Annotated in this window: 24 protein-coding genes; 18 read left to right on the forward strand and 6 right to left on the reverse strand. The window is 75.2% G+C overall.

Features of this window, described 5'->3' with window-relative positions; all coding sequences use genetic code 11:
• Positions 1 to 10: 10 nt before the first annotated feature.
• Complete coding sequence (locus tag ADEH_RS15685) at positions 11 to 1,906, reverse strand: Hsp70 family protein (RefSeq protein ID WP_011422084.1); 1,896 nt, start codon at positions 1,904 to 1,906, stop codon at positions 11 to 13.
• A 10-nt stretch (positions 1,907 to 1,916) separates the two neighbouring features.
• Entirely contained in the window at positions 1,917 to 2,723 is an 807-nt protein-coding gene (locus ADEH_RS15690; RefSeq protein ID WP_041453598.1) for a DUF2760 domain-containing protein, read from the reverse strand.
• 220 nt (positions 2,724 to 2,943) lie between these two features.
• Between ADEH_RS15690 and ADEH_RS15695 the strand changes: the two genes are divergently transcribed.
• A complete protein-coding gene (locus ADEH_RS15695) occupies positions 2,944 to 3,684 on the forward strand; it encodes a DUF72 domain-containing protein (protein WP_011422086.1) in 741 nt (246 codons plus the stop codon).
• Between the two features lie 25 nt (positions 3,685 to 3,709).
• Here the strand turns inward: ADEH_RS15695 and ADEH_RS15700 are convergent, their stop codons facing one another.
• On the reverse strand, positions 3,710 to 4,696 hold the full coding sequence (locus ADEH_RS15700; RefSeq protein WP_011422087.1) for an aldo/keto reductase: 987 nt from the start codon (positions 4,694 to 4,696) through the stop codon (positions 3,710 to 3,712).
• A 70-nt stretch (positions 4,697 to 4,766) separates the two neighbouring features.
• Complete coding sequence (locus ADEH_RS15705; protein ID WP_011422088.1) at positions 4,767 to 6,110, reverse strand: 2-isopropylmalate synthase; 1,344 nt, start codon at positions 6,108 to 6,110, stop codon at positions 4,767 to 4,769.
• Between the two features lie 250 nt (positions 6,111 to 6,360).
• Between ADEH_RS15705 and ADEH_RS15710 the strand changes: the two genes are divergently transcribed.
• The 7 genes from ADEH_RS15710 (at position 6,361) to ADEH_RS15740 (ending at position 12,148) form a co-directional block, all read left to right on the forward strand.
• A complete protein-coding gene (locus ADEH_RS15710) occupies positions 6,361 to 6,546 on the forward strand; it encodes a hypothetical protein (protein ID WP_041453599.1) in 186 nt (61 codons plus the stop codon).
• Between the two features lie 127 nt (positions 6,547 to 6,673).
• Positions 6,674 to 7,357 carry a hypothetical protein gene (locus tag ADEH_RS15715; RefSeq protein WP_011422090.1) on the forward strand — a complete coding sequence of 228 codons (684 nt, stop codon included), beginning with the start codon at positions 6,674 to 6,676 and terminating at the stop codon, positions 7,355 to 7,357.
• 76 nt (positions 7,358 to 7,433) lie between these two features.
• Entirely contained in the window at positions 7,434 to 8,375 is a 942-nt protein-coding gene (locus ADEH_RS15720) for an aldo/keto reductase (RefSeq protein WP_011422091.1), read from the forward strand.
• 66 nt (positions 8,376 to 8,441) lie between these two features.
• Positions 8,442 to 9,008 carry a type 1 glutamine amidotransferase domain-containing protein gene (locus ADEH_RS15725; protein ID WP_011422092.1) on the forward strand — a complete coding sequence of 189 codons (567 nt, stop codon included), beginning with the start codon at positions 8,442 to 8,444 and terminating at the stop codon, positions 9,006 to 9,008.
• A 121-nt stretch (positions 9,009 to 9,129) separates the two neighbouring features.
• The gene (locus tag ADEH_RS15730; RefSeq protein WP_011422093.1) at positions 9,130 to 9,894 is read left to right on the forward strand and encodes a class I SAM-dependent methyltransferase; all 765 of its coding nucleotides are present in this window, start codon (positions 9,130 to 9,132) and stop codon (positions 9,892 to 9,894) included.
• Positions 9,895 to 9,948: 54 nt separating this feature from the next.
• Complete coding sequence (locus tag ADEH_RS15735) at positions 9,949 to 10,386, forward strand: DUF2721 domain-containing protein (RefSeq protein ID WP_011422094.1); 438 nt, start codon at positions 9,949 to 9,951, stop codon at positions 10,384 to 10,386.
• Positions 10,387 to 10,450: 64 nt separating this feature from the next.
• Positions 10,451 to 12,148 carry a DEAD/DEAH box helicase gene (locus ADEH_RS15740; RefSeq protein ID WP_011422095.1) on the forward strand — a complete coding sequence of 566 codons (1,698 nt, stop codon included), beginning with the start codon at positions 10,451 to 10,453 and terminating at the stop codon, positions 12,146 to 12,148.
• On the opposite strand, the gene ADEH_RS15745 is transcribed toward ADEH_RS15740, so the two are convergent.
• Entirely contained in the window at positions 12,135 to 12,524 is a 390-nt protein-coding gene (locus tag ADEH_RS15745; protein ID WP_041453600.1) for a hypothetical protein, read from the reverse strand. The two genes, ADEH_RS15740 and ADEH_RS15745, sit on opposite strands and share 14 nt — an antisense overlap.
• Positions 12,525 to 12,670: 146 nt before the next feature.
• On the opposite strand from ADEH_RS15745, the gene ADEH_RS15750 reads away from it, so the two are divergent.
• The 4 genes from ADEH_RS15750 (at position 12,671) to ybaK (ending at position 15,901) form a co-directional block, all read left to right on the forward strand.
• Positions 12,671 to 13,339 (forward strand): hemerythrin domain-containing protein, encoded by a 669-nt coding sequence (locus ADEH_RS15750; protein WP_011422097.1) that lies wholly within the window; start codon positions 12,671 to 12,673, stop codon positions 13,337 to 13,339.
• 153 nt (positions 13,340 to 13,492) lie between these two features.
• A complete protein-coding gene (locus ADEH_RS15755; RefSeq protein ID WP_041453601.1) occupies positions 13,493 to 13,978 on the forward strand; it encodes a hypothetical protein in 486 nt (161 codons plus the stop codon).
• On the forward strand, positions 13,975 to 15,378 hold the full coding sequence (locus tag ADEH_RS15760; protein ID WP_011422099.1) for a GAF domain-containing protein: 1,404 nt from the start codon (positions 13,975 to 13,977) through the stop codon (positions 15,376 to 15,378). The genes ADEH_RS15755 and ADEH_RS15760 overlap by 4 nt, the downstream gene beginning before the upstream one ends.
• 40 nt (positions 15,379 to 15,418) lie before the next feature.
• A complete protein-coding gene (gene ybaK / locus ADEH_RS15765; RefSeq protein WP_011422100.1) occupies positions 15,419 to 15,901 on the forward strand; it encodes a Cys-tRNA(Pro) deacylase in 483 nt (160 codons plus the stop codon).
• Between the two features lie 10 nt (positions 15,902 to 15,911).
• On the opposite strand, the gene ADEH_RS15770 is transcribed toward ybaK, so the two are convergent.
• A complete protein-coding gene (locus ADEH_RS15770) occupies positions 15,912 to 16,697 on the reverse strand; it encodes a glycosyltransferase family 2 protein (RefSeq protein ID WP_011422101.1) in 786 nt (261 codons plus the stop codon).
• A gap of 77 nt (positions 16,698 to 16,774) precedes the next feature.
• Between ADEH_RS15770 and ADEH_RS15775 the strand changes: the two genes are divergently transcribed.
• From ADEH_RS15775 to ADEH_RS15800, 6 genes are read left to right on the forward strand one after another with little or no spacing between them, the layout of a single operon-like run.
• The gene (locus tag ADEH_RS15775; RefSeq protein ID WP_011422102.1) at positions 16,775 to 17,512 is read left to right on the forward strand and encodes a glycosyltransferase family 2 protein; all 738 of its coding nucleotides are present in this window, start codon (positions 16,775 to 16,777) and stop codon (positions 17,510 to 17,512) included.
• Complete coding sequence (locus ADEH_RS15780) at positions 17,509 to 17,892, forward strand: DUF2304 domain-containing protein (RefSeq protein WP_011422103.1); 384 nt, start codon at positions 17,509 to 17,511, stop codon at positions 17,890 to 17,892. The genes ADEH_RS15775 and ADEH_RS15780 overlap by 4 nt, the downstream gene beginning before the upstream one ends.
• Positions 17,893 to 17,910: 18 nt before the next feature.
• A complete protein-coding gene (locus tag ADEH_RS15785) occupies positions 17,911 to 18,843 on the forward strand; it encodes a glycosyltransferase family 2 protein (protein ID WP_011422104.1) in 933 nt (310 codons plus the stop codon).
• Positions 18,840 to 19,757, forward strand: coding sequence for a glycosyltransferase family 2 protein (locus ADEH_RS15790; RefSeq protein WP_011422105.1), 918 nt, complete (start codon positions 18,840 to 18,842; stop codon positions 19,755 to 19,757). Before ADEH_RS15785 ends, ADEH_RS15790 begins: the two co-directional genes overlap by 4 nt.
• Positions 19,754 to 20,941 carry a glycosyltransferase gene (locus ADEH_RS15795; protein ID WP_011422106.1) on the forward strand — a complete coding sequence of 396 codons (1,188 nt, stop codon included), beginning with the start codon at positions 19,754 to 19,756 and terminating at the stop codon, positions 20,939 to 20,941. The genes ADEH_RS15790 and ADEH_RS15795 overlap by 4 nt, the downstream gene beginning before the upstream one ends.
• Entirely contained in the window at positions 20,938 to 21,801 is an 864-nt protein-coding gene (locus tag ADEH_RS15800) for an LPS biosynthesis glycosyltransferase (protein ID WP_011422107.1), read from the forward strand. Before ADEH_RS15795 ends, ADEH_RS15800 begins: the two co-directional genes overlap by 4 nt.
• Positions 21,802 to 21,806: the final 5 nt, after the last annotated feature.

The following is a 21,806-nucleotide window of genomic DNA, read 5'->3' on the forward strand; positions in this document are numbered from 1 at the left end:
GCGCGCCGGATCAGGCGGGCGGGGCCGCCGGCGCCTGCTCGCCGCCGGCGCCCGGCGCCTGGCGCAGGTTCCACTCCAGCGACCACCGCTCGTCGGGGCCGACGCACTCCAGCTCCAGCGTGCCGATCTCGGTGACGTGCGCGTGCAGCCGCACCGGCACCACCTCGCCCGCCGGGCGGGTGCCGGCCGCGATGGTCGCGGTCACCGGCGGCCCCTCCTCCAGCGACCCGGCGTCCTCCACCACGTCGCCGGGCCGGTCCTCGCGCCGCACCGAGGAGCTGAACAGGCGGAAGTCCACCGGCTCGCCCACGATGAGCCCGAGCGGCTCGCCCGGCAGCTCCGCGCGCGTGCCCTCCTCCATGCCCATGGGCGCGAGGCACACCGCCCGGAGCGGCGGCGCGACGCCCGGCACCGCCGGCATCGACGCCTCCACGCCCACGTAGTACGCGCGCGAGGTGCCGCCGCGGATCCGGATCCCGTGGCCGGCGCGGACGCGGCCGTACACCGCCGCGCCGCGCGCCACCGCCAGGTCGAGATCGGCGGCCGGGAGCACGCGAGGGGGCGGCGCGCCCTCGCCGGCGAGCCAGCCCGCCAGCACCTCCACCACGCGCGCGGCGAGCGGCGCCGCCTTCATGACGCCGCCGTTGAAGAGCACCGCGGTGGGGTGGAGGAACGCGCCGCCCGCCAGCGGGACCTCGGCGTGGCCGCCCGAGCCCAGCGCGGCGCGGTGGCGGGCGAGGAACGCTGCGAGGTGGCGGGTGATGCCCGGGTCCGCGGCGTACGGCAGGCCGAGCGTGGTGAGCGCGGCGCGGCGCGGCGCCTGCGGCCGGGCGGCCGCGTCCACGCGGGGGAAGAAGCCGTCGGTGAGCACCGCCTCCAGCTCGGCGCGGCGGAGCGCGGTGCGCAGCGCGCCGCCCACCAGCGACGACCCGCGCCCGGGGATGGCCACCGGCAGCTCCTCGAGCGACGGATCCGCGAACATGGCCTCCTTGGCGCGCCGGGCGGAGTGCCCGAGCGCGAGCAGCTGCCAGCGATCCAGCGTGCGCCCCTCGCGCTCGAGGCTGCCGGCGAGCGCGTGCGCGAGCGCGAGGTCCATGTTGTCGCCGCCGAGCAGGATGTGGTCGCCCACCGCGACGCGCTCGAGGCCCAGGTCGCCGCCGCGGTCCACCACCGCGACCAGCGAGAGGTCGGTGGTGCCGCCGCCCACGTCCACCACCAGCACCAGGTCGCCGGGGCGGACCGCCTTCCGCCACCCCTCGCCCATCGCCTCCACCCAGGCGTAGAGCGCGGCCTGCGGCTCCTCCAGCAGCACCACCTGCGGGAGGCCGGCGAGGCGCGCCGCCTCGACCGTCAGCTCGCGCGCCACCGCATCGAACGAGGCCGGGACGGTCAGCGTGACCCGCTGCGCCGCGAGCGCGCGGGCGGGATCGCCGGCGGCCACCTCGCGATCCCAGGCCGCGCGCAGGTGCGCGAGGTAGCGCGCGGCGGCCTCCACCGGCGAGACGCGCGGGACCTCCGGCGGGGCGGCCGCCGGGAGCGTCGCGGCCCGCCGGTCGAGCGTGGGGTGCGAGAGCCAGCTCTTCGCGGACGACACCAGGCGGATGGGCGTCTGCGCGCCCAGGTCGCGCGCCAGCTCGCCCACGATCTCCGCCCCCGCGTCCGCCGCCCCGCCCTGCGCCCACGGCAGGGCGGCCGCGCCGGGCGGCAGCTCGGCCGGGTGCGGGAGGTACAGGAACGACGGGAGGAGCGGGCGCGCCTCCACCTCGCCCGGCCGGACGAGCTGCGGGACCGCGAGCGGCTCCGCGCGCCCGCCGTCCGGCCCCGGGCCGGCCTCCACCGCGCACCACGCGATGGCGCAGTTGGTGGTGCCGAGGTCGATCCCGACCGCGAGCGGCGCGTCCGCCATCAGCCGTTCCTCACAGCTCGACCTCGGCCGGCGCCACGACGGTCAGGTCCTTGCCGTCCGGCGGCGGCGGCAGCTTCACCTCGCGCGCGCGCCAGCCGTGGTGGCGCAGGGCGCCCTGGAACGGCGGCTGGCCGACCACGTTGCCGCTCAGGCGGATCGCGCCCGCGTCGAACCCGGGCGCGACGGTGACCCGCGCGCCCTCCGCCTCGCGGAACACCGGCTCGAGCTGGAACATCGCCTCGATGGCCCGCTTGCACCCTGCGTGAACGGTGCGCGCCGCCGCGCCGATCGACGCGTCGGGGAAGCCGGTGAGGTCCTCCTCCAGGAAGTCCACCAGCCGCCCCTCGCGCTGGAGCGCGGCGAGGAGCTGGAGCGCCGGGGCGCGCGGGTCGGCGCGCGGAGGCTCGGGCGCGCGGACGGCCGCGGGCGCGGGCTTCTCGGGCGCCGGCCTCTCGGCCGCGGCGGGCTTCGCGGGCGCGGGCGTCGGAGCGGCGGCGGGCGGGATGGGGCCGGTCGGGCCCGCCTTCGCCGGCTCGGCGGCCGGCGTGCGCGTGGACGGAGGCGCCGCGGCCGCGGGCGGCGGCGCGGGGGCTCGCTCCGGCGGCGTCGGCATCGGCGCGGGCGGCGCCGCGACGGGCGGAGGGGCCGCGTGCCACGGCTCCGGACCGGCGGGCGGGGGCGGCAGCCCCTGCGCACCCTGCGTCACGCGGAGCATGTGGACGGCGCGGGCCACGTCGGGCCGGAAGAGGACGGCGAACAGCGCCCAGAACGCGAGGACCAGGCGCTGGACGGGCGTGAGCTCGAGGGGATCGGACATGGGGGACACCGTACGGCGGGCTGACCCGCGATGGAGCGTCCGACGGGGTTCCCTCACATGCGGGGAACCCGCTCGAACGCCCGGGGCGGGGGACGCTGGAATGTGCGCCCGGACGCTGCGTCGAGGGAGCCCTGACGGCGGGTGTACGGGCGGGCGCTCGCCGGCCGCTGCGCCCCCAACCGGACGGGCACTTCACGCGGCGCGTGTGCAGATCCCACGCGTGCGCCTCCTCACCGGCACGAGCGGCTGGAGCTACCCGGCCTGGCGCGGGACGTTCTACCCGGCGGGCCTCCCCACCGCGCAGATGCTCCCCGCCTACGCGGCGCGGCTGCGGACGGTGGAGGTGAACAACACGTTCTACCGGATGCCCGGCCCCGAGCTGCTCGCCGGGTGGCGCGCGGCGGTCCCGCCCGGCTTCACCTTCTCGCTGAAGGCGCCCCAGCGGATCACCCACCGCCTGAAGCTCGCGAACGCCGACGCCGCGCTCGCCTGGTTCCTCCGCGCGGCGGCGGAGCTCGGCCCGGCCCTCGGTCCGATCCTGTTCCAGCTCCCGCCCTCGATCCGGCTCGACCTCGGCTTGCTGCGGGACTTCCTCTCGCTGCTGCCGCGGGGCGGCCGGTTCGCCTTCGAGCTGCGCCACCCGAGCTGGCACGCCGACGCGGTGCGGGCGACGCTGGCCGACGCCGGGGCCGCGCTGTGCATCACCGACGCGGACGAGGACTCCACCCCGCTCGCCGCGACCGCCGCGTTCGGCTACCTGCGCCTCCGGCGCACCGAGTACGGCGACGCCGCGCTGCGCTCGGCGCTGCACGCCATCGCGGCGCAGCCCTGGACGGAGGCGTACGCGTACTTCAAGCACGAGGACGAGGCGCGCGGGCCGGCGTTCGCGACCCGCTTCGCCGAGCTGGCCGGCGAGCTTGGCCTCGGCGCCGGCATCGACGCCGGCGCCGACGCGCGGTGACCGAACGCCACGCGGTGACCGAACGCTAGAGGTTCACCCGCACCATGCCCGACGGCGGATAGCGCTCGCCAGCGGCCGCGCCCTTCGGCGCCACCTGGTCGATGGCGGCGAGCTCCTCGGGCGTGAGCCGGATCGAGGCCGCGGCCACGTTCTCGTCGAGGTGCCGGCGGGTGGTGGTCCCGGGGATGGGCGCGACGTCCTCTCCCCGCCGGAGGACCCAGGCCAGCGCGAGCTGCGACGCCGAGACGCCCTTCGCGCTCGCCATCTCGCGGATGCGGTCCACCAGGTCGAGGTTGCGCTGGAAGTTCTCGCCCTGGAAGCGCGGCGAGGTCCGCCGGAAGTCGCCCTCGGGGAGATCGTCGGGCGAGCGGAACCGGCCGGTGAGGAAGCCGCGGCCGAGCGGGCTGTACGGCACGAAGCCGATGCCGAGCTCGCGCAGCGTGGGCAGCAGCTCGTCCTCCGGGTCGCGGCTCCACAGCGAGTACTCGGTCTGGAGCGCGGAGATGGGGTGCACCGCGTGCGCGCGGCGGATGGTGGCGGGCGCCGCCTCGGAGAGCCCGAGGTAGCGGACCTTGCCGTCCTTCACCAGGCCGGCCATGGCGCCCACGGTGTCCTCGATCGGCACGGTGGGATCGACGCGGTGCTGGTAGTAGAGGTCCACGTGGTCCACGCCGAGCCGCCGCAGCGAGGCGTCGCAGGCCGCGCGCACGTACTCGGGCCGCCCGTTGATGCCCACGAAGGCGCCGTCGGCGCGGCGCTCGTTCCCGAACTTGGTCGCGACCACCACCTGGTCGCGGCGGCCCCGGACGGCCCGCCCCACCAGCTCCTCGTTCTTGAACGGACCGTACATGTCGGCCGTGTCGAGGAAGGTGACGCCGAGCTCGAGCGCGCGGTGGATGGTCGCGACGGACTCGCGCTCGTCCGCGCCGCCGTAGAAGTCGCTCATGCCCATGCAGCCCAGCCCCACGGCCGAGACCGAGAGCCCCTGCGTGCCCAGCTTGCGCTGCTCCATGCGATGCCTCCGGCGCGCCGGAGGGGCGCGGCGGGGCGACACATAACCGCCCGCGCCGCGCTCCGCCGCGTCATCCCTGCGCGACCGCGCGGGCGCCGGGCGCGCCGCCGTGCGTGCGCGCGTACACCTCCAGGATCTCCGCCGGCGTGAGGTCGGTGCCGCGCGCCTCGGCCATGCCCTGGATGACGGCCGCGAAGCGGACCAGCTCCTCGCGCCCGAGCCTGATCCCGCCGTGCTCCTCCAGCACCCAGCCCACCCCGCCCTTCCCGGACTGGCTGTTCACCCGGATGACCGCCTGGTAGGTGCGGCCCACGTCCGCCGGGTCCATGGGCAGGTAGGGCATCTCCCAGCGCTCGCCGTCCGTGCGCCGGAGCGCGGCGAAGCCCTTCTTGATCGCGTCCTGGTGCGAGCCGGAGAAGGCGGTGTAGACGAGCGCGCCCGCGTACGGGTGGCGCGGGTGCACCGGCATCCGCGTGGCCCGCTCCGCCACCTCGACCAGCGCGTCGAGGTCGGCGAGGTCCAGCCCCGGGTCCACGCCCTGCGTGTGCAGGTTGAGCGCGAGCGTCACGAGGTCCACGTTGCCGGTGCGCTCGCCGTTCCCGAACAGCGTGCCCTCCACCCGGTCGGCGCCGGCCATCACCGCCAGCTCGGCCGCCGCCACCGCGGTGCCGCGGTCGTTGTGCGGGTGCACCGACAGGACGTAGCGCTCGCGCCCCCGCACGTGCCGCCCGAACCACTCGACCTGGTCCGCGTACACGTTCGGCGTGGACATCTCCACCGTCGCCGGCAGGTTGAGGATCACCGGCCGCTCCGCCGAGGCGCCCCACGCGTCCATCACCGCCTCGCAGACCTCGGCGGCGAAGTCGAGCTCGGTGCCGGTGAAGCTCTCCGGCGTGTACTCGAGGATCACCTCGGTCTCCGGCAGCTCCTCCGCCAGCTGGCGCGCGAGGCGCGTCCCGTCCACGGCGATCTGGCGGATCCCGGCGCGGTCCTTGCCGAACACGACGCGCCGCTGCAGCTCCGAGGTCGAGTTGTAGAGGTGCACGACCGCGCGCGGCGCGCCGCGGATCGCGTCGAAGGTGGCGCGGACGAGGTGCTCGCGCGCCTGCGTGAGCACCTGGATGGTCACGCCGTCGGGGATGCCGCGCTCGACGAGCTCGCGGACGAACTCCCGCTCCGGCCGGGAGGCGGACGGGAAGCCCACCTCGATCTCGCGGAAGCCCGCGCGCACCAGCGCGTCGAACAGCAGCCGCTTGCGCTCCGGCCCCATCGGATCCTCGAGCGCCTGGTTCCCGTCGCGGAGATCCACCGAGCACCAGCGGGGCGCGCGCTCGATGCGGCGCGACGGCCAGCGCCGGTCGGCGAGCGCGACCTGCGGGAACGGGCGGTACTTGTGGACGGGCATCCTCGGCATGACGTGATTCCTCCGGCGGGTGGGGGCCGGGAGGTCTCTGTTCGTCGTGCTGGGAGCGGTGACCTCTCCGGCCGTGGGACGGCGAGAGAGGTCGCGCGGTCAGTCGAACCGGGCGAGCTCTCTCGCCTGGCGAAGAAGTCGACCGGTCGCGCGCTGCGAATGCATCGCCGACATGGTTATCCGACCGGGCGCCCGCCCGTCAAGCCGCGACGTGCCCGCCGGCCGCACCACGCCCCCGCAGGCGTGTAGAATGCCGCCCGTGAAGCGCAAGCTCTTCCGCGGCAAGAGGAACCCGTTCGCCATCGACGCCCCGCTGCCGCCCGCCGGCGCGGCCCGGTGGGCCACCATCGCCGGCCTGGTGGTCGGCGGCCTGGTGGCGCTGTCGGTCCCGATCTTCTTCGCGCTGTTCCTCCTCGGGATCCTGCGCGGGGAGTGAAGTCCTCCCGGCCGGCCGTCCGGCGCCCGGGCAGCGGCCCGGGCTGCGGGCGGTCGTGCGCCCAGCGGCAGCCGGGCGTGCGCCTCGCGCCGCCTGCCCTCATCCTTTCGCGAAGGGGGGACGAGGCATGCACGTGAGAGGAATCGCGTTCGCGGCGGCGCTGCTGCTGGCGGCAGCCGGCTGCAAGACCGGGACGAGCAGCAGGACCCGCACGGCGAACGCGTCGGGCGACGACAAGGCCACCACGGAGATGAGCGGCCGCGAGCGCACCGCGCAGGCCGCGCCGCAGGAGGGCCAGAGCGAGCGCGACGTCGCCGAGGCCCAGGCGGCCGAGGCCGCGCCCAGCGCGCGCGCGCAGCAGGGCGTGGGCGGGAAGGATCCGCACCCGCTCCCGACCGAGGGCGCGGACGCGACGCCGCGGTACTCCGGCGATCCGGGCGCGGGCTCGGCGGGCCAGCAGGGCCGCGTGCCCGAGACGATGGAGCCGGGCGCGACCGGCCGGGTGGCCGGCGCCGGCACGCCGGACGCCGCCGCCACGGGCACCGGCGCCGGGGCCGCCACGACCGGGCCGAGCGAGCTCTCCGGGCGCGTCGCGCTCATCGATCGCGAGCAGCACGAGATCGCCATCGACTCGGGCGACGCGACCACGCAGGTGAAGATCGCCGACGACGCGCGCATCACCGTGGACGGCCGCTCCGCCACGCTGGCGGACATCCGGCAGGGCGCCGCCGTCCGCGCGCGCCTGGATCGCAGCGGCGACACGCCGCAGGCGGTGCAGATCGACGTCACGCCGTCGAAGGCGAAGCCCTAGCACGCGGGGAGCGGGGGGACGCAGGGCCCCGGTGCGCCGGACGCGCGCGCCGGGGCCCTGGCGTTAGGATGGCGGCATGACCGCGCTCCCCCGCTTCCAGCCGCGCCGGCCCCTCGGCCGGACCGGCTTCCCCGTCACCCGCGTCGGCGCCGGCGACCTCGCCGATCGCAGCGTGCCGAAGGAGCGCTGCGTCGCCACGCTGCGCCGCGCCCTCGACGCCGGCGTGAACGTGGTGGACACCGCCCCGATGTACGAGGACGGCTACTCGGAGGAGATCGTCGGCGAGGCGCTCCGCGGCCGGCGCGAGGGCGTGCTCGTGGTGGACAAGATCGACCACCTCGACCGGCCCGTCGCCCCGCAGCTCGACGAGAGCCTGGGGCGGCTCGGCATGCGCGCCGTGGACCTGCTGGTGTTCCACTCCGTCTCCGAGCCGGCCGCGTGGGCGCGCCTCGCCGCGCAGGGCGGGGGCATGCAGGAGCTGGCCGAGGAGATCGGGCGCGGGCGGGCGCGCTTCCGCGGCGTCTCCAGCCACCACCCCGACGTCCTCGCCGCCGCGCTCGACTCCGGCCTGTGCGACGTCCTCATGTTCCCGGTGGGCCCGTACGTGCACCCGCGGTACGTGCAGGAGATCCTGCCGCGCGCCCGCGCCCTCGGCGTCGGCACCATCTGCTTCAAGACGTTCGGCGCCGGCAAGCTGCTCGGGGACACCGAGGGCTACGGCCGGGCGCTGGCGGAGCGCCCGCGCGGGAAGCTCTCGTCGGGCGGGCAGGACGCGGCCGCCCCGACGCTGCCGCGGCTCCCGGTCGAGGCGTGCGTCCGGTACACGCTCACCTGCGATCCCGACGTGGCGCTGCTCGGCCTCTCGTTCCCGAACGAGCAGGACGCCGCGTTCGCCGCCGCGGCGGCGTTCCGGCCGATGGACGACGCGGAGCTGGCCGAGACGCGCCGGCGTGCGGCCGAGGCGGTGCAGGGCAAGGGAGCCGTCTGGTGGAACCCACCGGAGCGGCCCGGCGCCTGAAGAATTTCCGCGCCCGCGCCTTGTGCGGCGCGCAGCCTGTGCCGAACCTCCACTCGGAGGAAGGCCATGGCGCGCATCGCATTCATCGCGGACGATCTGTTCGAGGACTCGGAGCTCCGCGTCCCGTGGGACCGCCTGCGGCAGGCCGGGCACGAGACGGTGCTGGTGGGCCTCGAGAAGGGGAAGCAGATCCGCGGCAAGAAGCAGCGGGAGACGTTCACCACCGACGCGGCCGCGCGGGACGTCACCGCCGACGACTTCGACGCCGTGGTGGTGCCGGGCGGCTACTCCCCCGATCACCTCCGCACCGACATGGACATGGTCCGGCTGGTGCGGACCGCGTTCACCGCCGGGAAGCCAGTGGCGGCGGTCTGCCACGGCCCGTGGATGCTGGTCGAGGCGGACGCGATCGACGGCAAGACCGTGACCTCCTGGCCCTCGCTCAAGACCGACCTCATCAACGCCGGCGCCCGCTGGGTGGACCGGCAGGTCGTCGAGGACGGGAACGTCATCACCAGCCGGAAGCCCGACGATCTCGAGGCGTTCTCCGACGCGATCCTGCGCCACCTGGGCGAGGAGGCCCGAGCGCGCCCCGGCGACTCGGCCGGCGCCGAGCAGGGCGCGGGGATCTGAGCCGTCGCCCCTCCGCTCGGGGTTCGACGGGCTCACGCCGGGCGCCTTCCGAGAGCCGCTCGCCCTGAGCCCCGTCGAAGGGTGAGCGGCGGACGATGCGGGGGAGTGCTAGACCTCTCCCATGGCCGCGTTCAAGGACCACTTCACCCCGGTGGCGGACGCGTACCGCGCCTTCCGGCCCCGCTACCCGCGCGCGCTGTTCCGCTGGCTCGGCGAGGTCGCGCCCGCGCGCGGCGACGCGCTGGACTGTGGCTGCGGGAGCGGCCAGGCCTCGCTCGGCCTCGCCGAGTTCTTCGAGCGTGTGCACGCCGTCGATCCGGGCGAGGCGCAGATCCGGCAGGCGCTCCGTCACCCGCGGGTGACCTACGCGGTGGCGCCCGCCGAGGACACCGGCCTGCCGCCCGCGTCGGTGGACGTCGCGATCGCGGCGCAGGCCATGCACTGGTTCGACCTCGACCGGTTCTGGGCCGAGCTGCGGCGGGTCGCGCGGCCCGGCGCCGTGTTCGCGGCGGTGACCTACGGGCTCACCCGCGTGGACCCCGAGGTGGACGCGGTGGTGGACCGCCTCTACCACGGGTTGCTCGCCCGCGACTGGCCGCCCGAGCGCGTGCACGTCGAGAGCGGGTACCGGACCCTGCCGTTCCCCTTCCCCGAGCTCGAGGCGCCGCCGCTGGAGATCGAGGAGCGCTGGCCGATGGACGCCTTCCTGGGCTACCTCGGCACCTGGTCCGCGGTGACCGCGCACCGCCGGCGCACCGGCGCCGATCCGCTCGCCGAGATCGCCCCCGCGCTGCGCGCCGCATGGGGCACGCCGGAGCGGCCGCTCCGCGTCACCTGGCCGATCGCGATCCGGGCGGGGCGGATCCTGCCGCACGCCGGCGGGTGAGGCCGGCGCCGCCGCGTTCTTGTGCCCGGCCCGGGCCGAGGCGAGACTCCGCGCATGCCGCCCGATCCCGCGATCGCCAACATCACCCGGGTCATCCAGCTCTCCGTCGCGCCCGTGTTCCTGCTGACCGCCGCCGGGACGCTGCTCGGGGTGTTCTCGACGCGGCTCGGGCGCATCGTGGACCGCTCGCGCCGGCTCCTGGAGCGCCTCCCGGCGCTGCCGCCCGAGCGCCAGCCCGGCGTGCGCGAGGAGCTGGCCCTGCAGTTCCGCCGGCGCCAGCTCGTCAACACCGCCATCACGTTCGCGACCGCCGCCGCGCTGCTGGTGTGCGTGCTCATCGCCGTCGCGTTCATCGCCTCCCTGCTGCACTGGGACTTCTCGCACCCGGTGGCCGGGCTGTTCGTCGCGGCCATGGTGGCGTTCATCGGCGCGCTGCTCGCGTTCCTCGCGGAGGTGCTGCTGGCGGTCCGGAGCGTCCGGATAGACCATTGAGCGCGGTCGCGTCCCCCGGAGCGGCCGGCGAGCGGAAGCCCGCGGAACCTGCTAGAACGCGCCGGTGACCTTCACCGAGCTCGGCGCCCACCCTGCCCTCGCCCGCGCGCTGGAGCGGCGCGGCTACTCCGAGCCGACCGCGGTGCAGGAGGCGGTGTTCACGCCCGGGCTCCGCGGCCGGGACCTCCTCGTCTCCTCTGCCACAGGCTCGGGGAAGACCGTCGCGTTCGGCCTGGTCCTGGGCGGCTCGTTGCTGGGCGATGCGCCCGCGTTCGGGCCCGCCGGCCTTCCGCTCGGCCTGGTGGTCGCGCCGACCCGCGAGCTCGCCATGCAGGTGCAGCGCGAGCTCGCCTGGCTCCTCGCCGAGGCCGAGGGGCGCGTCGTCGCCTGCGTGGGCGGCATGGACGCCCGCCGCGAGGCCCGCGCGCTGTCGGACGGCGCGCACCTGGTGGTCGGGACGCCGGGCCGCCTGCTCGACCACCACCGCCGCGGCGCGCTCGACCTGTCCGACCTGCGGGCGCTGGTGCTCGACGAGGCGGACGAGATGCTCGACATGGGCTTCCGCGACGAGCTGGAGGCCATCCTCGCCGCCGCGCCCGAGGGGCGGCGGACGATCATGTTCTCGGCCACGCTCCCGAAGCCCATCGTGGAGCTCGCCCGGCGGTACACGACGGACCCGGCGCGCGTCGCCGCCACGCCCGCCGGCGGGGCGCACGCCGACATCGCGTTCCGCGCGCACCTCGTCGCGCCGAGCGAGCGCGAGCTGGCGGTGGTGAACGTGCTGCGCGCGCTGGAGCCCCCGCGGGCGCTCGTGTTCCGCGCCACCCGCGAGGCCGCCCACCACACCGCGTCCAGCCTGTCCGAGCGCGGCTTCGCCGCCGTGCCCATCTCCGGCGAGCTGACGCAGGCCGAGCGCAACCGGGCGCTGGTGGCGCTCCGCGACGGCCGCGCGCGCGTCCTGGTCGCGACCGACGTCGCCGCCCGCGGGCTCGACCTGCCCGGCCTCGACCTCGTGCTCCACGCCGATCTCCCGCGCGACCCCGCGGCGCTGCAGCACCGGAGCGGCCGCACCGGGCGCGCCGGGCGCAAGGGCCTGGCCGTCCTGCTCGCCGCGCCCCCCGAGCGCTACAAGCTGGAGCGGATGCTCCGCGACGCCGGCGTGCGGGTCGAGTGGGCGCCCGTGCCCGCCGCCGAGTCGATCCGGGCCGCCGACGACGCGCGCCTCGCCGGGGAGGTGGACGCGCTCTCGGAGGACGTGAGCGACGACGAGCGCGCCGCCGCCGCGCGCCTGCTCTCCGGCCGCGACCCGCTGCTCGTCGCCGCGGCGCTGGTCCGCACGACGCGCGCCCGCCTGCCCTCGCCCGAGGACCTCACCGAGACCGCCCACGCCGCCCGCCAGGCGCCCGCGCCGCGCGCCGACCGCGCGCCGCGCCGCGGCCCGCCCGCCGAGGTGGCCTGGTTCCGGATCAACATCGGCCGCGAGAAGAAGGCCGATCCCAAGTGGCTGCTGCCCCTGCTCTGCCGGCGCGGGGGTGTCACGCGCGACGAGATCGGCAAGATCGTGATCGGCGCCGCCGAGACGCGCTTCGAGGTGGCCCGCGCCGCCGCGACGCAGTTCGGCGCCGCCGCCCGCCGGCCGGACCCGCGCGCGCCCGGCGTGCGCATCGAGCCGGTGCGCGAGGTCCGTGGGCACGGCGAGCACCGCGCGGCCGCCGGCGGGGAGCGGCCGCCGCGGGCGCGCCGGCCGGTCACTCGGACCTGAACGTCCGGATCCCGAACAGCGTCGAGACCACCCAGGACAGGAACGCGAGCGCGAGCGCGAGCAGGAGCGAGCTCCCGAAGCCGAGCCCGTAGCTCGCCGCGATCACGCTCAGCCACACGAGCACGTACAGCAGCCACGGCAGGACCAGGAACCAGAGGAACTTCGCGAGCGTCATGTAGTAGGCGATCGACAGGACGATCGACACGACCACCGCGCGCCCGAACGTGTTGAACGGGTTCCCGGGCGAGACCCACCTCACGGCGAGCCACAGCACGCCCGCCGAGACGACCAGGCGGACGACGAACGCGAGCAGGTGGTTGGACGAGTTCGGCGAGGCGTTCATGGCGTGCTCCCGGTCGCGGACGCGGTCCAGCATGGATCGGCCTGCGCCCCCGCAGCGTATCCCGGATGGGCGCGCGGCCTTAGGGACAACTTAGGATTCCGCTAGCGAACTTTGAGCACGCGCCCGCGCCGCGCTCCGCCAGATTGGTGCCCGACCACACCGACCTGGAGGAAGCACGCATGTCGCGCATCGATCTGTTCGGCCCCGTCCACAAGGGCATCCGCACGCTGCTGTTCGACGCCGGGACGCGCCTCGGGCACACCGACTTCGCGGACGAGGCCGGCGCCGGCGCCGCGGCCGAGCTGGTCCACCGGCTGATCGGGATGCTCGAGGAGCACGCCGCGCACGAGGACCGCTGGTTCATGCCCGAGCTGGCGCGGCTCGCGCCGGAGCTGCACGCGGCGCTCGCCACCGACCACGCGCGCACCGAGGGGCTGGCGCGCGAGGCCGGGCAGCTCGCGGCCCGGCTCGCCGGCGCCTCCGCCGCCGAGCGCACGGCGCTCGGGCGGCGGCTGCACGACCGGATCTGGGGGCTCGCGGCCGAGCACCTGCGGCACATGGAGCGCGAGGAGGTCGAGGCCATGCGCGTGCTCCACGCGAACTTCGACGACGCCGCGCTGGGCGCCATCCACCGGGCCCTGCTGGAGAGCATCCCGCCGTCGCGGCGGGGCGAGTGGACCGCCGTCATCGTGCGGTCGCTCAACCTGCCGGAGCGCGCCGGCCTCCTCCGCGGCATGGCCGGGGAGATCCCGCCCGCCGCGTTCGCCCAGGCCACCGCGCCGATCCGGGCCGCGCTCGGCGCCGAGGAGTGGGCCGCCGCGGCCGCGGCGGCCGGGATCGCCGCGTAGCCGGGGCCCGCGCCCCGGGGGGAGGCCGCACGGTCGGTGCGCTTCGCCGCGCGCCTGCCCCGCGCGCGTGGGACGCACTTCCTGGTCGTCCCGACAGGGCGGACGCGGCCGCGTGCCGCAGGTCGTCGCGCGCCCTTACAATGCGCGCCCAGCGTGATCTCCCTCGACCTCTCCGCGTTCCTCGAGTCCGGCGTCTCCATCCTGCTGGCGAGCCGCGACGCCCGGCTCCTGCCCGACTGCGTGCGGGCGGTGGGCGCGCGCGTGGAGGCAGGCGGGGCCGAGCTGACCGTGCTCGTCCCCGAGGCGAGCGCCGGCCGCTGCCCGGGCGCCCTCCGCGAGAGCGGCCGCGTGGCGGTGATGTTCTCGCGCCCCACCGACCACCAGTCGATCCAGGTGAAGGGCCAGGTGGCGGCGCTCGCGCCGGCCACGGCGGAGGAGCGCGCGCTGGTGGAGCGCTACACGTGCGCGCTCGCGCGGGAGCTGGCGCTCGTCGGCGTGCCGCCGCGGCTCACCCTGCGCGTGAACCGCTGGCCGTGCCTGGCGGTGCGGCTCCGGGTGGACGGCCTGTTCGTGCAGACGCCCGGACCGGGCGCGGGCGCGCCGCTCGGGAGCGCCGTGCCGCCGGAGCGTGCACCGTGACCGCCCCCGCGCCGCTCTCCGAGCTGCCGCCCACCTGCTTCCAGGGGATCGTCCCCGCCGCGATCGCGACCTGCTCGCGCGCCGGGGAGCCCAACGTCACGTACCTGTCGCACGTGCACCGGCTCGACGATCGCCACGTGGCGCTCTCCTGCCAGTTCTTCAACAAGACCAAGCGCAACGTGCTCGAGCACCCGCACGCCACCGTGCTGCTGCTCGATCCGCTCACGCTCGACAGCTGGCGGCTGCGGCTCCGGTACGATCACGCCGAGACCGAGGGGCCGCTGTTCGACGGCATGGCGGTCCGCATCCAGGCCATCGCCTCGCACACCGGGATGGCCGGCGTGTTCCGGCTGCTCTCCGCCGACGTCTACGAGGTGCTCGGCGTCGAGCGGCTGGACGGCTTCCTGATGCCGCCCGACCCGATGCTCGACGCCGAGCGCGCCGCGCCGGTCGCGTCCGGGCCGCTCACCGAGCTGCGCGGGCTCCAGGCCGTGTCGGAGCGGATCAACCGCGCCGCGGACCTCGAGGCGCTCCTCTCCGGCGCCATGGCCGCGCTCGACGAGCTGCTCGGGTTCCAGCACGCCATGGTGCTCGTGCCCTGCGAGGCCGGCCACCTCGTCGCGATCGCCAGCCGCGGCTACGGGCCCGGCGGCATCGGCGCGGAGGTGGCGCTCGGGGCCGGCATCATCGGCACCGTGGCCGAGCGCCGGCGGATGATCCGCGTGGCCGGCGTCGGCGGGGAGCTCCGGTACGGGCGGGCCATCCGCGGGCGGGTGGCCGAGGCCGGAGACGCGGCCGGGCTCGCGCCCGAGATCCCCCTCCCCGGCCTGCCCGACGCGCAGGCGCAGCTCGCGCTGCCGCTGCTCGTGGGCGACCGGCTGGTCGGCGTGCTCGCGGTCGAGAGCCGCGATCCCCTCCAGTTCGACGAATGGGACGAGGCGTTCCTGCAGATCGTCGCGAACCAGATCGCCATGGGCATGGACCGCATGGCGGCGCTGGAGGAGGACGCCGCGCCTGCCGCCACGCCCGCCCCCGCGCCGCCGCGCCCCGCCCGCCCCGCGCCCCACGCCCGCCGCCGCACGCTCGTCTACTACCGGAACGACGACTGCGTGTTCGTGGACGGCGAGTACCTGATCCGGAACGTCCCCGGCAAGATCCTGTGGAAGGTGCTCGGCCTCCACCGCGCCGAGGGGCGGACGGAGTTCACCAACCGCGAGCTGCGGCTCGATCCCGGCCTCGGCCTGCCGCCGGTGAAGGACAACCTGGAGAGCCGGCTCATCCTGCTGCGCAGGCGGCTGCTCGAGAAGTGTCCCGACGTGCGGCTCGTGCCCGTGCGCCGCGGCCGCTTCGCGCTGGAGCTCGACTGCGCGCTGGAGCTGGTGGAGAAGGAGTGCGGGTGAGCCGTCCCGGCGCGCCGCCGCTGCGGTATCCTCACCCCGCATGAGCAAGATCCCCTCGACCCCCGCCACGCGCCTCCTCCGCGAGCAGGGCGTCGCGTACACCGAGCACCCCTACCGCTACGAGGAGCACGGCGGCACGCGCGTCTCCGCCCGCGAGCTGGGCGTGGACGAGCACGCCACCATCAAGACGCTCGTCATGGAGGACGAGGACCGCGAGCCGCTGGTGGTCCTGATGCACGGCGATCGCGAGGTCTCCACCAAGGCGCTCGCGCGCACCATCGGCAAGAAGACCGTCCAGCCCTCCAAGCCAGAGGTCGCGAACCGGCACTCCGGCTACCAGGTTGGCGGGACGAGCCCGTTCGGCACCCGCAAGCGGATGCCGGTGTACCTGGAGCGGTCCATCCTCGAGCTCGAGAAGGTCTACATCAACGGCGGCTCGCGCGGCTTCCTGGTCGGCCTCGCGCCGGCCGAGATCGTACGCGTGCTCGCGCCGGTGCTGGTGGAGGTGGCGATCGCGAAGTGAGCGGCCGCGGTCACGGCCGGCGGAGCGCGGCGGCGAGGTCCAGCGCCCCATAGATCGCGACCTGTGCCGCGTAGCGCGCCAGGTGGCCGGGCAGCGCCAGGCGTTCGACCCCTCGCGCGCGGCGGCAGGCGATGCGGAACGCCTCCCAGGCGCCGGTGCGGTACCGTGCGCCCGTCTTCGACGAGGCGTGCCAGCGGAACGCCGCGAGCGGCCGCGGCACGAAGACCGGCCGCGCCACCCGGGCGAAGCGCAGCCACAGGTCGTAGTCCATGGCGAAGTGCAGGGACTCGTCGAGCGCGCCCACCTCGGCGATCAGGTCGCGGCGGAAGAACGTCGCCGGCTGCGAGATGAAGTTCCGCCCGAGCAGGCGCGTCAGCCCGTAGCGGCGCGCCTGCCCGTTCTTGTAGGCCGTGACGCCGCGGCGGATCTCCTGGTCCTGCTCGTCCACGATCCGGCACTCGCCGAAGCACCAGCGCGCGCCACCCCGGAGCGCCTCGACGGCGGCCTGGACGGCGCCCGGCTCGTAGGTGTCGTCGGAGTTGAGCCAGGCCACGACCTCGCCCGAGGTCATCCGCAGGCCCTTGTTGATGGCGTCGCACTGCCCCCGGTCCGGCTCGGAGATCCAGCGCAGCCGCCCCTCGTACCGTCTCAGCACCGAGAGCGTCGCGTCGGTGGAGCCTCCGTCCACCACCAGGTACTCGAGCTCGAAGTCGCCGCGCTGGGCCAGCACGCTCTCGACGGTGCGCTCGATGAAGCCGCCCTGGTTGAATGACGGCGTGATGATGGAGACTCGCAACCGCCCTCCACGGCAGCGTTCCGGCCGGATGCTGCCCGCTTTTCCCGGTCCCGGGCGTATGCTACGTCATTCCTGCCTTGACGCACGCACTCGTCGCCGAGACGCCGCACGCCCACCCGGCCCGTCTGCTGGTGGTGATGCCCGCGTTCAACGAGGCTCGGGGCATCCGGCGGGTGGTCGAGGCGGTGCGCGACCAGGTCGCCGGTGACGTGCTCGTCGTGGACGACGGCTCGGCCGACGAGACCGCCGCCGAGGCGCGCGCGGGAGGGGCCCGCGTGGCGGTCCACCCGGTGAACCTCGGCTACGGCGCGGCGCTCCAGACCGGCTACCGGTACGCGCTGCGCCACGGCTACGACGCCGTCCTCCAGCTCGACGCCGACGGCCAGCACGATCCCGCGTCCATCCCGCGCCTGCTCACGGCGCTCCACGAGGCCGACGTGGTCGTCGGCTCGCGCTTCCTCGACCCGGGATCGTACCGGCCGCCGCTGGCGCGGCGCATCGGCATGTGGCTGTTCGGGCGGGTGGCGAGCGCGCTGTCCGGGCAGCGGATCACCGACCCCACCAGCGGGTTCCAGGCCATCTCGCGCGAGGCGCTGCGCTTCTACGCGCACGAGCGATACCCGGTGGACTACCCCGACGCCGACGTGCTCGCGATGGTGGCGCGCGCCGGCCTGCGGCTCACCGAGGTGCCGGTCCGGATGCTCCCCTCGCCCGAGGGCAAGAGCATGCACGGCGGCATCGTGAAGCCCTTCTACTACGTGTTCCGCATGTCGCTGGCGCTGTTCCTCGTGCCGCTCCGCAGGGAGAAGCGATGACCCCCACCCAGCGCGTGTTCGCCATCACGGCCAGCCTCGTCACCTTCGGCGTCATCCTGGAGCTGGTCCGACGCCGCAAGCTGAAGGAGGAATACTCGTTCCTCTGGATCGTCACCGGCGTCGCCATGATGCTGCTGGCGTCGTGGTACGGGCTGGTCGAGCGGGTCACCGCGCTCATCGGGGCGGTGACCGTCACCACGACGCTCTTCCTGTTCGGGCTGCTGTTCCTGCTGCTCATCAGCGTGCACTTCTCGACGGTGCTCTCGCGCTTGACGCAGCAGGTCCGGCAGCTCACCCAGGAGCTGGCCATCCTGTCGGCGGAGCGGGACGAGCCGGCCCGGGAGGCGTCGGCCCAGGACGCGCCGCCGCATCGCGGCTGATCGGCGGCCCGCGAAACGATGCCATTCCGCGCCTGCCCCACCCTCGAGGAGCTGCCGCCACCGCCGCGCGGAACGCGCGGGTGGCCCTGGACCACGGGCCCCGCGGCGCCGCCGGCGGCGGGGCCCCTGCCCACCGTCACGCTGGTCACCCCGTCGTTCAACCAGGCGAGCTTTCTCGAGGCGACGATCCGCTCGGTGCTCCTCCAGGGATACCCTTCGCTCGAGTACGTGATCATGGACGGCGGATCGACGGACGGCTCCGTCGAGATCATCCGCAAGTACGAGCCGTGGCTGGCGGCCTGGGTGTCGCGGAGGGACCGCGGCCAGAGCGACGCGCTGAACCAGGGGCTCGCGCGCGCCGCGGGTGAGGTCGTGAACTGGCTGTGCAGCGACGACCGCCTCGTCCCCGGCGCGCTCCACGCGCTCGCGCGCTTCCGCGCCGCGAATCCGGACGCGATCGCCTGGGCAGGCGCGTGTCGCACCGTCACGGTCGAGGGGCGCTCGTACTACACCAACGCGCCCAGGGGCGCGACGCGCGAGGAGCTCGCCGACTGGGGCCGCTCCGGCAGGATCTCCCAGCCTGCCTGCTTCTTCCGGCGGGACGCATGGGAGCGTCTGCGCGGCGTGGAGGAGTCCTATCACTACGCGATGGACTTCGACCTCTGGCTCCGGATGTCGGCGCTCGGCCGCTTCGCCCTCACCGAGGAGGTCTGGGCCGAGGAGACGATGCACGACGCCACCAAGAGCTTCGGCCAGCGCGGCCGCTCGCTGGCGGAGGTGCACCTCATCCAGATTCGCCACGGCTTCGAGCGCGTCGCGCTCGAGCGAATGGGAGAGGCCCTCCAGCAGCGCGAGGACCTGCTCGCCCGGCATCCGGCCATTCGCCTGAAGACGCAGCTCAACCTCTGGGTGCGGCCATTCCTGGACGCGCTCCGCAAGCCGTCGAGATGAGCGCCCCGTCCTTCTCCGTGATCCTCGCCACCGTGCACCGCCCGGAGCTCGCGACGGCCGCGGCCCGTTCGGTGCTGGGGGGAACCTGGAGCGACCTCGAGCTGCTGGTGGTCGATCAGAGCCGGGACGGCCGCACCCGCGAGGCCATGTCGGCGCTCCGCGACCCGCGCCTCGTGTACCTCCACTCCGACGTGATGGGGCTGAGCCACGCCCGCAACCTCGGCGCGGCGCACGCGCGCGGGGCGTTGCTCGCCTTCCTGGATGATGACGCCGTGGCTGACCAGGCATGGCTGATGGCGTACTCGGCCGCCTTCGCCACGCTCCCTCGCCCCGGGATGGTCGGCGGCCGCCTTCGTCCGCTCTGGGATGCGCCGCGCCCGACCTGGTTTCCCCCCGCGCACGCCTTCCTCCTGGGACTCTACGATCTGGGCGACGCGCGCTGCGAGTTCCCGCCGCGGGACCTGCCGATCGGCGCGAACTTCGCGATCCCGGCGGACGTGCTGCGCCGGGTCGGCGGCTTCGACCTGCGGCTCGGATTCGACGCGAGCCGCTCCGGCTCGCTCGTTGCCGGAGAGGACACCGCGCTCGGCCTTCGCGTCCGCCGCGCCGGGCTCCGCGTGGTCTACGAACCGGGCGCCGCGGCGCTGCATCACGTCTCGCCCGGAAAGCTCACGCCGCGCTACTACCTGTCGCGGCTCTACTGGGCCGGGCGAAGCCACGTCCGGACGAGCCGGCTGGTCGGGCCGCGGGGGGCGCTCGCCAGCGATGCCCCGCACGCGCCGAACCGCGCCCTGCCCTCGGGTGGACCCGCCCAGCGGATCGCACAGGTCGCCGGACGTGCCGCCGTGCTCGCCGGGGCGGCAGTCGAGCTGCTGTCGTCCCGCGAGCGCAGGCCCGGAGGCGCGCCGGCATGAGGGTCCTGCACGTCAGCGGCTGCTACGCGCCAGCGACCGAGTGGGGCGGCGTGGTGAGCGCCGTGCAGGGCATGCTGCACGCGCTCGCCGGCGCCGGGGTCGAGGTGGAACTGTTCACGACCACCCAGCGTTCCCGGCGGGATCTTCCGGCCATCGCGAGCGGCCGGCGCACCGTGGACGGCGTTCCGGTGTCGTATTTCCGCTCGGTGCACCAGCTCGGCCGCGCATTCTACGCGCCGACGCTCGGCCGGGCAGTGAAGGCTCACGTGGAGGGGTTCGACCTCGTCCACCTCCACATGCTCTGGACGGCGGCCGGGATCATCGCCGCGCGTCGCTGCCAGGCACGCGGCATCCCGTACGTCGTCACCCTGCACGGCGCGCTGAACCCGTGGGCGCTGCGCCAGCGCTCGCTCGAGAAGCGCGTCTTCCTGGCCGTCGCCGAGCGGCGCAACGTCGAGCGCGCCGCGTTCCTGCACTTCACCACCGACGCCGAGCGGGACGAGGCGCCGACGTGGGCGCGCAAGCGGCCCGCGGTCGTCGTCCCCGACGTGGTCGAGGCCGAGCAGTTCCTGAGCCTGGGGGACGAGGCCGATCGGGCGCGCAGCTTCGAGGTGCTGCTGCTGTCGCGCATCCACCCCGTCAAGGGCTTCGACCTGCTGATCCCCGCCATGAAGCGGGTCCGCGAGCAGGAGCCGCGCGCCCGGCTGGTGATCGCCGGGCCGGACGAGGGGGGGCACCGCGCCGTGGTGGAGCGGCAGATCGCCGACGCCGGGCTCCACGGCGCCGTCACGTTCACCGGCCTGCTCGACGCCCAAGGCCGTGCCCGCGCCCTCGCGCACGCCGCCGTCCTGGCGGCGCCTTCTCACCAGGAGAACTTCGGCATGTCCGTCGCCGAGGGCATGGCGGCCGGGCTCCCCGTGGTCGTGTCGGACCGGGTGAACCTCGCCCGCGAGGTGCAGCGCGCCGGCGCGGGCGAGGTCGTTCCGCTCGAGGCGGGCGCCCTCGCCGACGCCATCCTCCGCCTGCTCCGGGACCCGAGCCGGCGCATGGCCATGGGCGCCACCGGCCGCCGGCTGGTCGCCGATCGCTTCTCGACCACCGCTGTGGGCCGCGCGCTGCGCGCTGCGTATGCGTCGGTGCTCACGGGCCGAGCGGCGCGGGCGGGTCACGCGGAGGCAACGTGAATCCCGTCCGCCTCGACTTCGTGGACTTCTGGCCGGGGTTCGACCGCCGGAACAACGTGCTGCTCGACGTGCTGCGCACCCGCTTCGCAGTGGAGGTCGTGGACGATCCGGACTTCGTGTTCTTCGCGAACTTCGGATGGCGCCACTGGCGCTACCGGTGCACGCGCGTCTTCTTCACCGGCGAGAACGTTCGCCCCGACTTCCGCCACTGCGACTTCGCGCTCACGTTCGACCACCTCCCCGACGAGCCACGCCACCTCCGCTGGCCCCTGTACAACCTGTACCTCGGCGACCCGCGCTTTCTCCTCGAGCGGCGGCGAGACGTGAACGCGATCGTCGCGGAGAAGACCCGCTTCTGCAACCTGGTCTGCTCCAACCGGGCAGCCCGTGAGCGGCTGCGGTTCTTCGAGAAGCTTTCAAGGTACAAGCCGGTGGACTCGGGCGGCCGGGTCCGCAACAACGTCGGCGGGCCGGTGAAGGACAAGCTCGCGTTCATCCGCCAGCACCGGTTCACGATCGCCTTCGAGAACGCCTCGTACCCCGGCTACACGACCGAGAAGATCGTCGAGCCGATGCGCGTCGGGTCGATCCCGATCTACTGGGGGAATCCGCTCGTTCACCTCGACTTCGACCTGCGCAGCATCGTGAGCTGGCACGAGCACGGGAGCGACGAGGCGGCCATCGAGCGCGTCATCCAGATCGACCGCGACGAGGAGCTGTACCGCCACATGCTCCTCCAGCCCTTCCTGCCCGAGGGACGGCCGACGCCATACTCGGATCCCGGCGTGCTCCTCGACTGGCTCGAGCGCGTCTTCTCGACGCCGCGGCGCGATGCGAGGCCGCCGCGCCGGTGGTGGTGATCGGA

The sequence above is a fragment of the Anaeromyxobacter dehalogenans 2CP-C genome, from assembly GCF_000013385.1.
GTDB classification, from domain to species: Bacteria; Myxococcota; Myxococcia; order Myxococcales; family Anaeromyxobacteraceae; genus Anaeromyxobacter; species Anaeromyxobacter dehalogenans_B.

What these genes read in the sequence shown, in the direction of transcription:
- ADEH_RS15685 (WP_011422084.1), bottom strand. Translation starts at nt 1,906, where the DNA reads ATGGCGGACGCGCCGCTCGCGGTCGGGATCGACCTCGGCACCACCAAC.
- ADEH_RS15690 (WP_041453598.1), bottom strand. Translation starts at nt 2,723, where the DNA reads ATGTCCGATCCCCTCGAGCTCACGCCCGTCCAGCGCCTGGTCCTCGCG.
- ADEH_RS15700 (WP_011422087.1), bottom strand. Translation starts at nt 4,696, where the DNA reads ATGGAGCAGCGCAAGCTGGGCACGCAGGGGCTCTCGGTCTCGGCCGTG.
- ADEH_RS15705 (WP_011422088.1), bottom strand. Translation starts at nt 6,110, where the DNA reads ATGCCGAGGATGCCCGTCCACAAGTACCGCCCGTTCCCGCAGGTCGCG.
- ADEH_RS15710 (WP_041453599.1), top strand. Translation starts at nt 6,361, where the DNA reads ATGCCGCCCGTGAAGCGCAAGCTCTTCCGCGGCAAGAGGAACCCGTTC.
- ADEH_RS15715 (WP_011422090.1), top strand. Translation starts at nt 6,674, where the DNA reads ATGCACGTGAGAGGAATCGCGTTCGCGGCGGCGCTGCTGCTGGCGGCA.
- ADEH_RS15720 (WP_011422091.1), top strand. Translation starts at nt 7,434, where the DNA reads ATGACCGCGCTCCCCCGCTTCCAGCCGCGCCGGCCCCTCGGCCGGACC.
- ADEH_RS15725 (WP_011422092.1), top strand. Translation starts at nt 8,442, where the DNA reads ATGGCGCGCATCGCATTCATCGCGGACGATCTGTTCGAGGACTCGGAG.
- ADEH_RS15730 (WP_011422093.1), top strand. Translation starts at nt 9,130, where the DNA reads ATGGCCGCGTTCAAGGACCACTTCACCCCGGTGGCGGACGCGTACCGC.
- ADEH_RS15735 (WP_011422094.1), top strand. Translation starts at nt 9,949, where the DNA reads ATGCCGCCCGATCCCGCGATCGCCAACATCACCCGGGTCATCCAGCTC.
- ADEH_RS15745 (WP_041453600.1), bottom strand. Translation starts at nt 12,524, where the DNA reads ATGCTGGACCGCGTCCGCGACCGGGAGCACGCCATGAACGCCTCGCCG.
- ADEH_RS15750 (WP_011422097.1), top strand. Translation starts at nt 12,671, where the DNA reads ATGTCGCGCATCGATCTGTTCGGCCCCGTCCACAAGGGCATCCGCACG.
- ybaK (WP_011422100.1), top strand. Translation starts at nt 15,419, where the DNA reads ATGAGCAAGATCCCCTCGACCCCCGCCACGCGCCTCCTCCGCGAGCAG.
- ADEH_RS15780 (WP_011422103.1), top strand. Translation starts at nt 17,509, where the DNA reads ATGACCCCCACCCAGCGCGTGTTCGCCATCACGGCCAGCCTCGTCACC.
- ADEH_RS15785 (WP_011422104.1), top strand. Translation starts at nt 17,911, where the DNA reads ATGCCATTCCGCGCCTGCCCCACCCTCGAGGAGCTGCCGCCACCGCCG.
- ADEH_RS15790 (WP_011422105.1), top strand. Translation starts at nt 18,840, where the DNA reads ATGAGCGCCCCGTCCTTCTCCGTGATCCTCGCCACCGTGCACCGCCCG.
- ADEH_RS15795 (WP_011422106.1), top strand. Translation starts at nt 19,754, where the DNA reads ATGAGGGTCCTGCACGTCAGCGGCTGCTACGCGCCAGCGACCGAGTGG.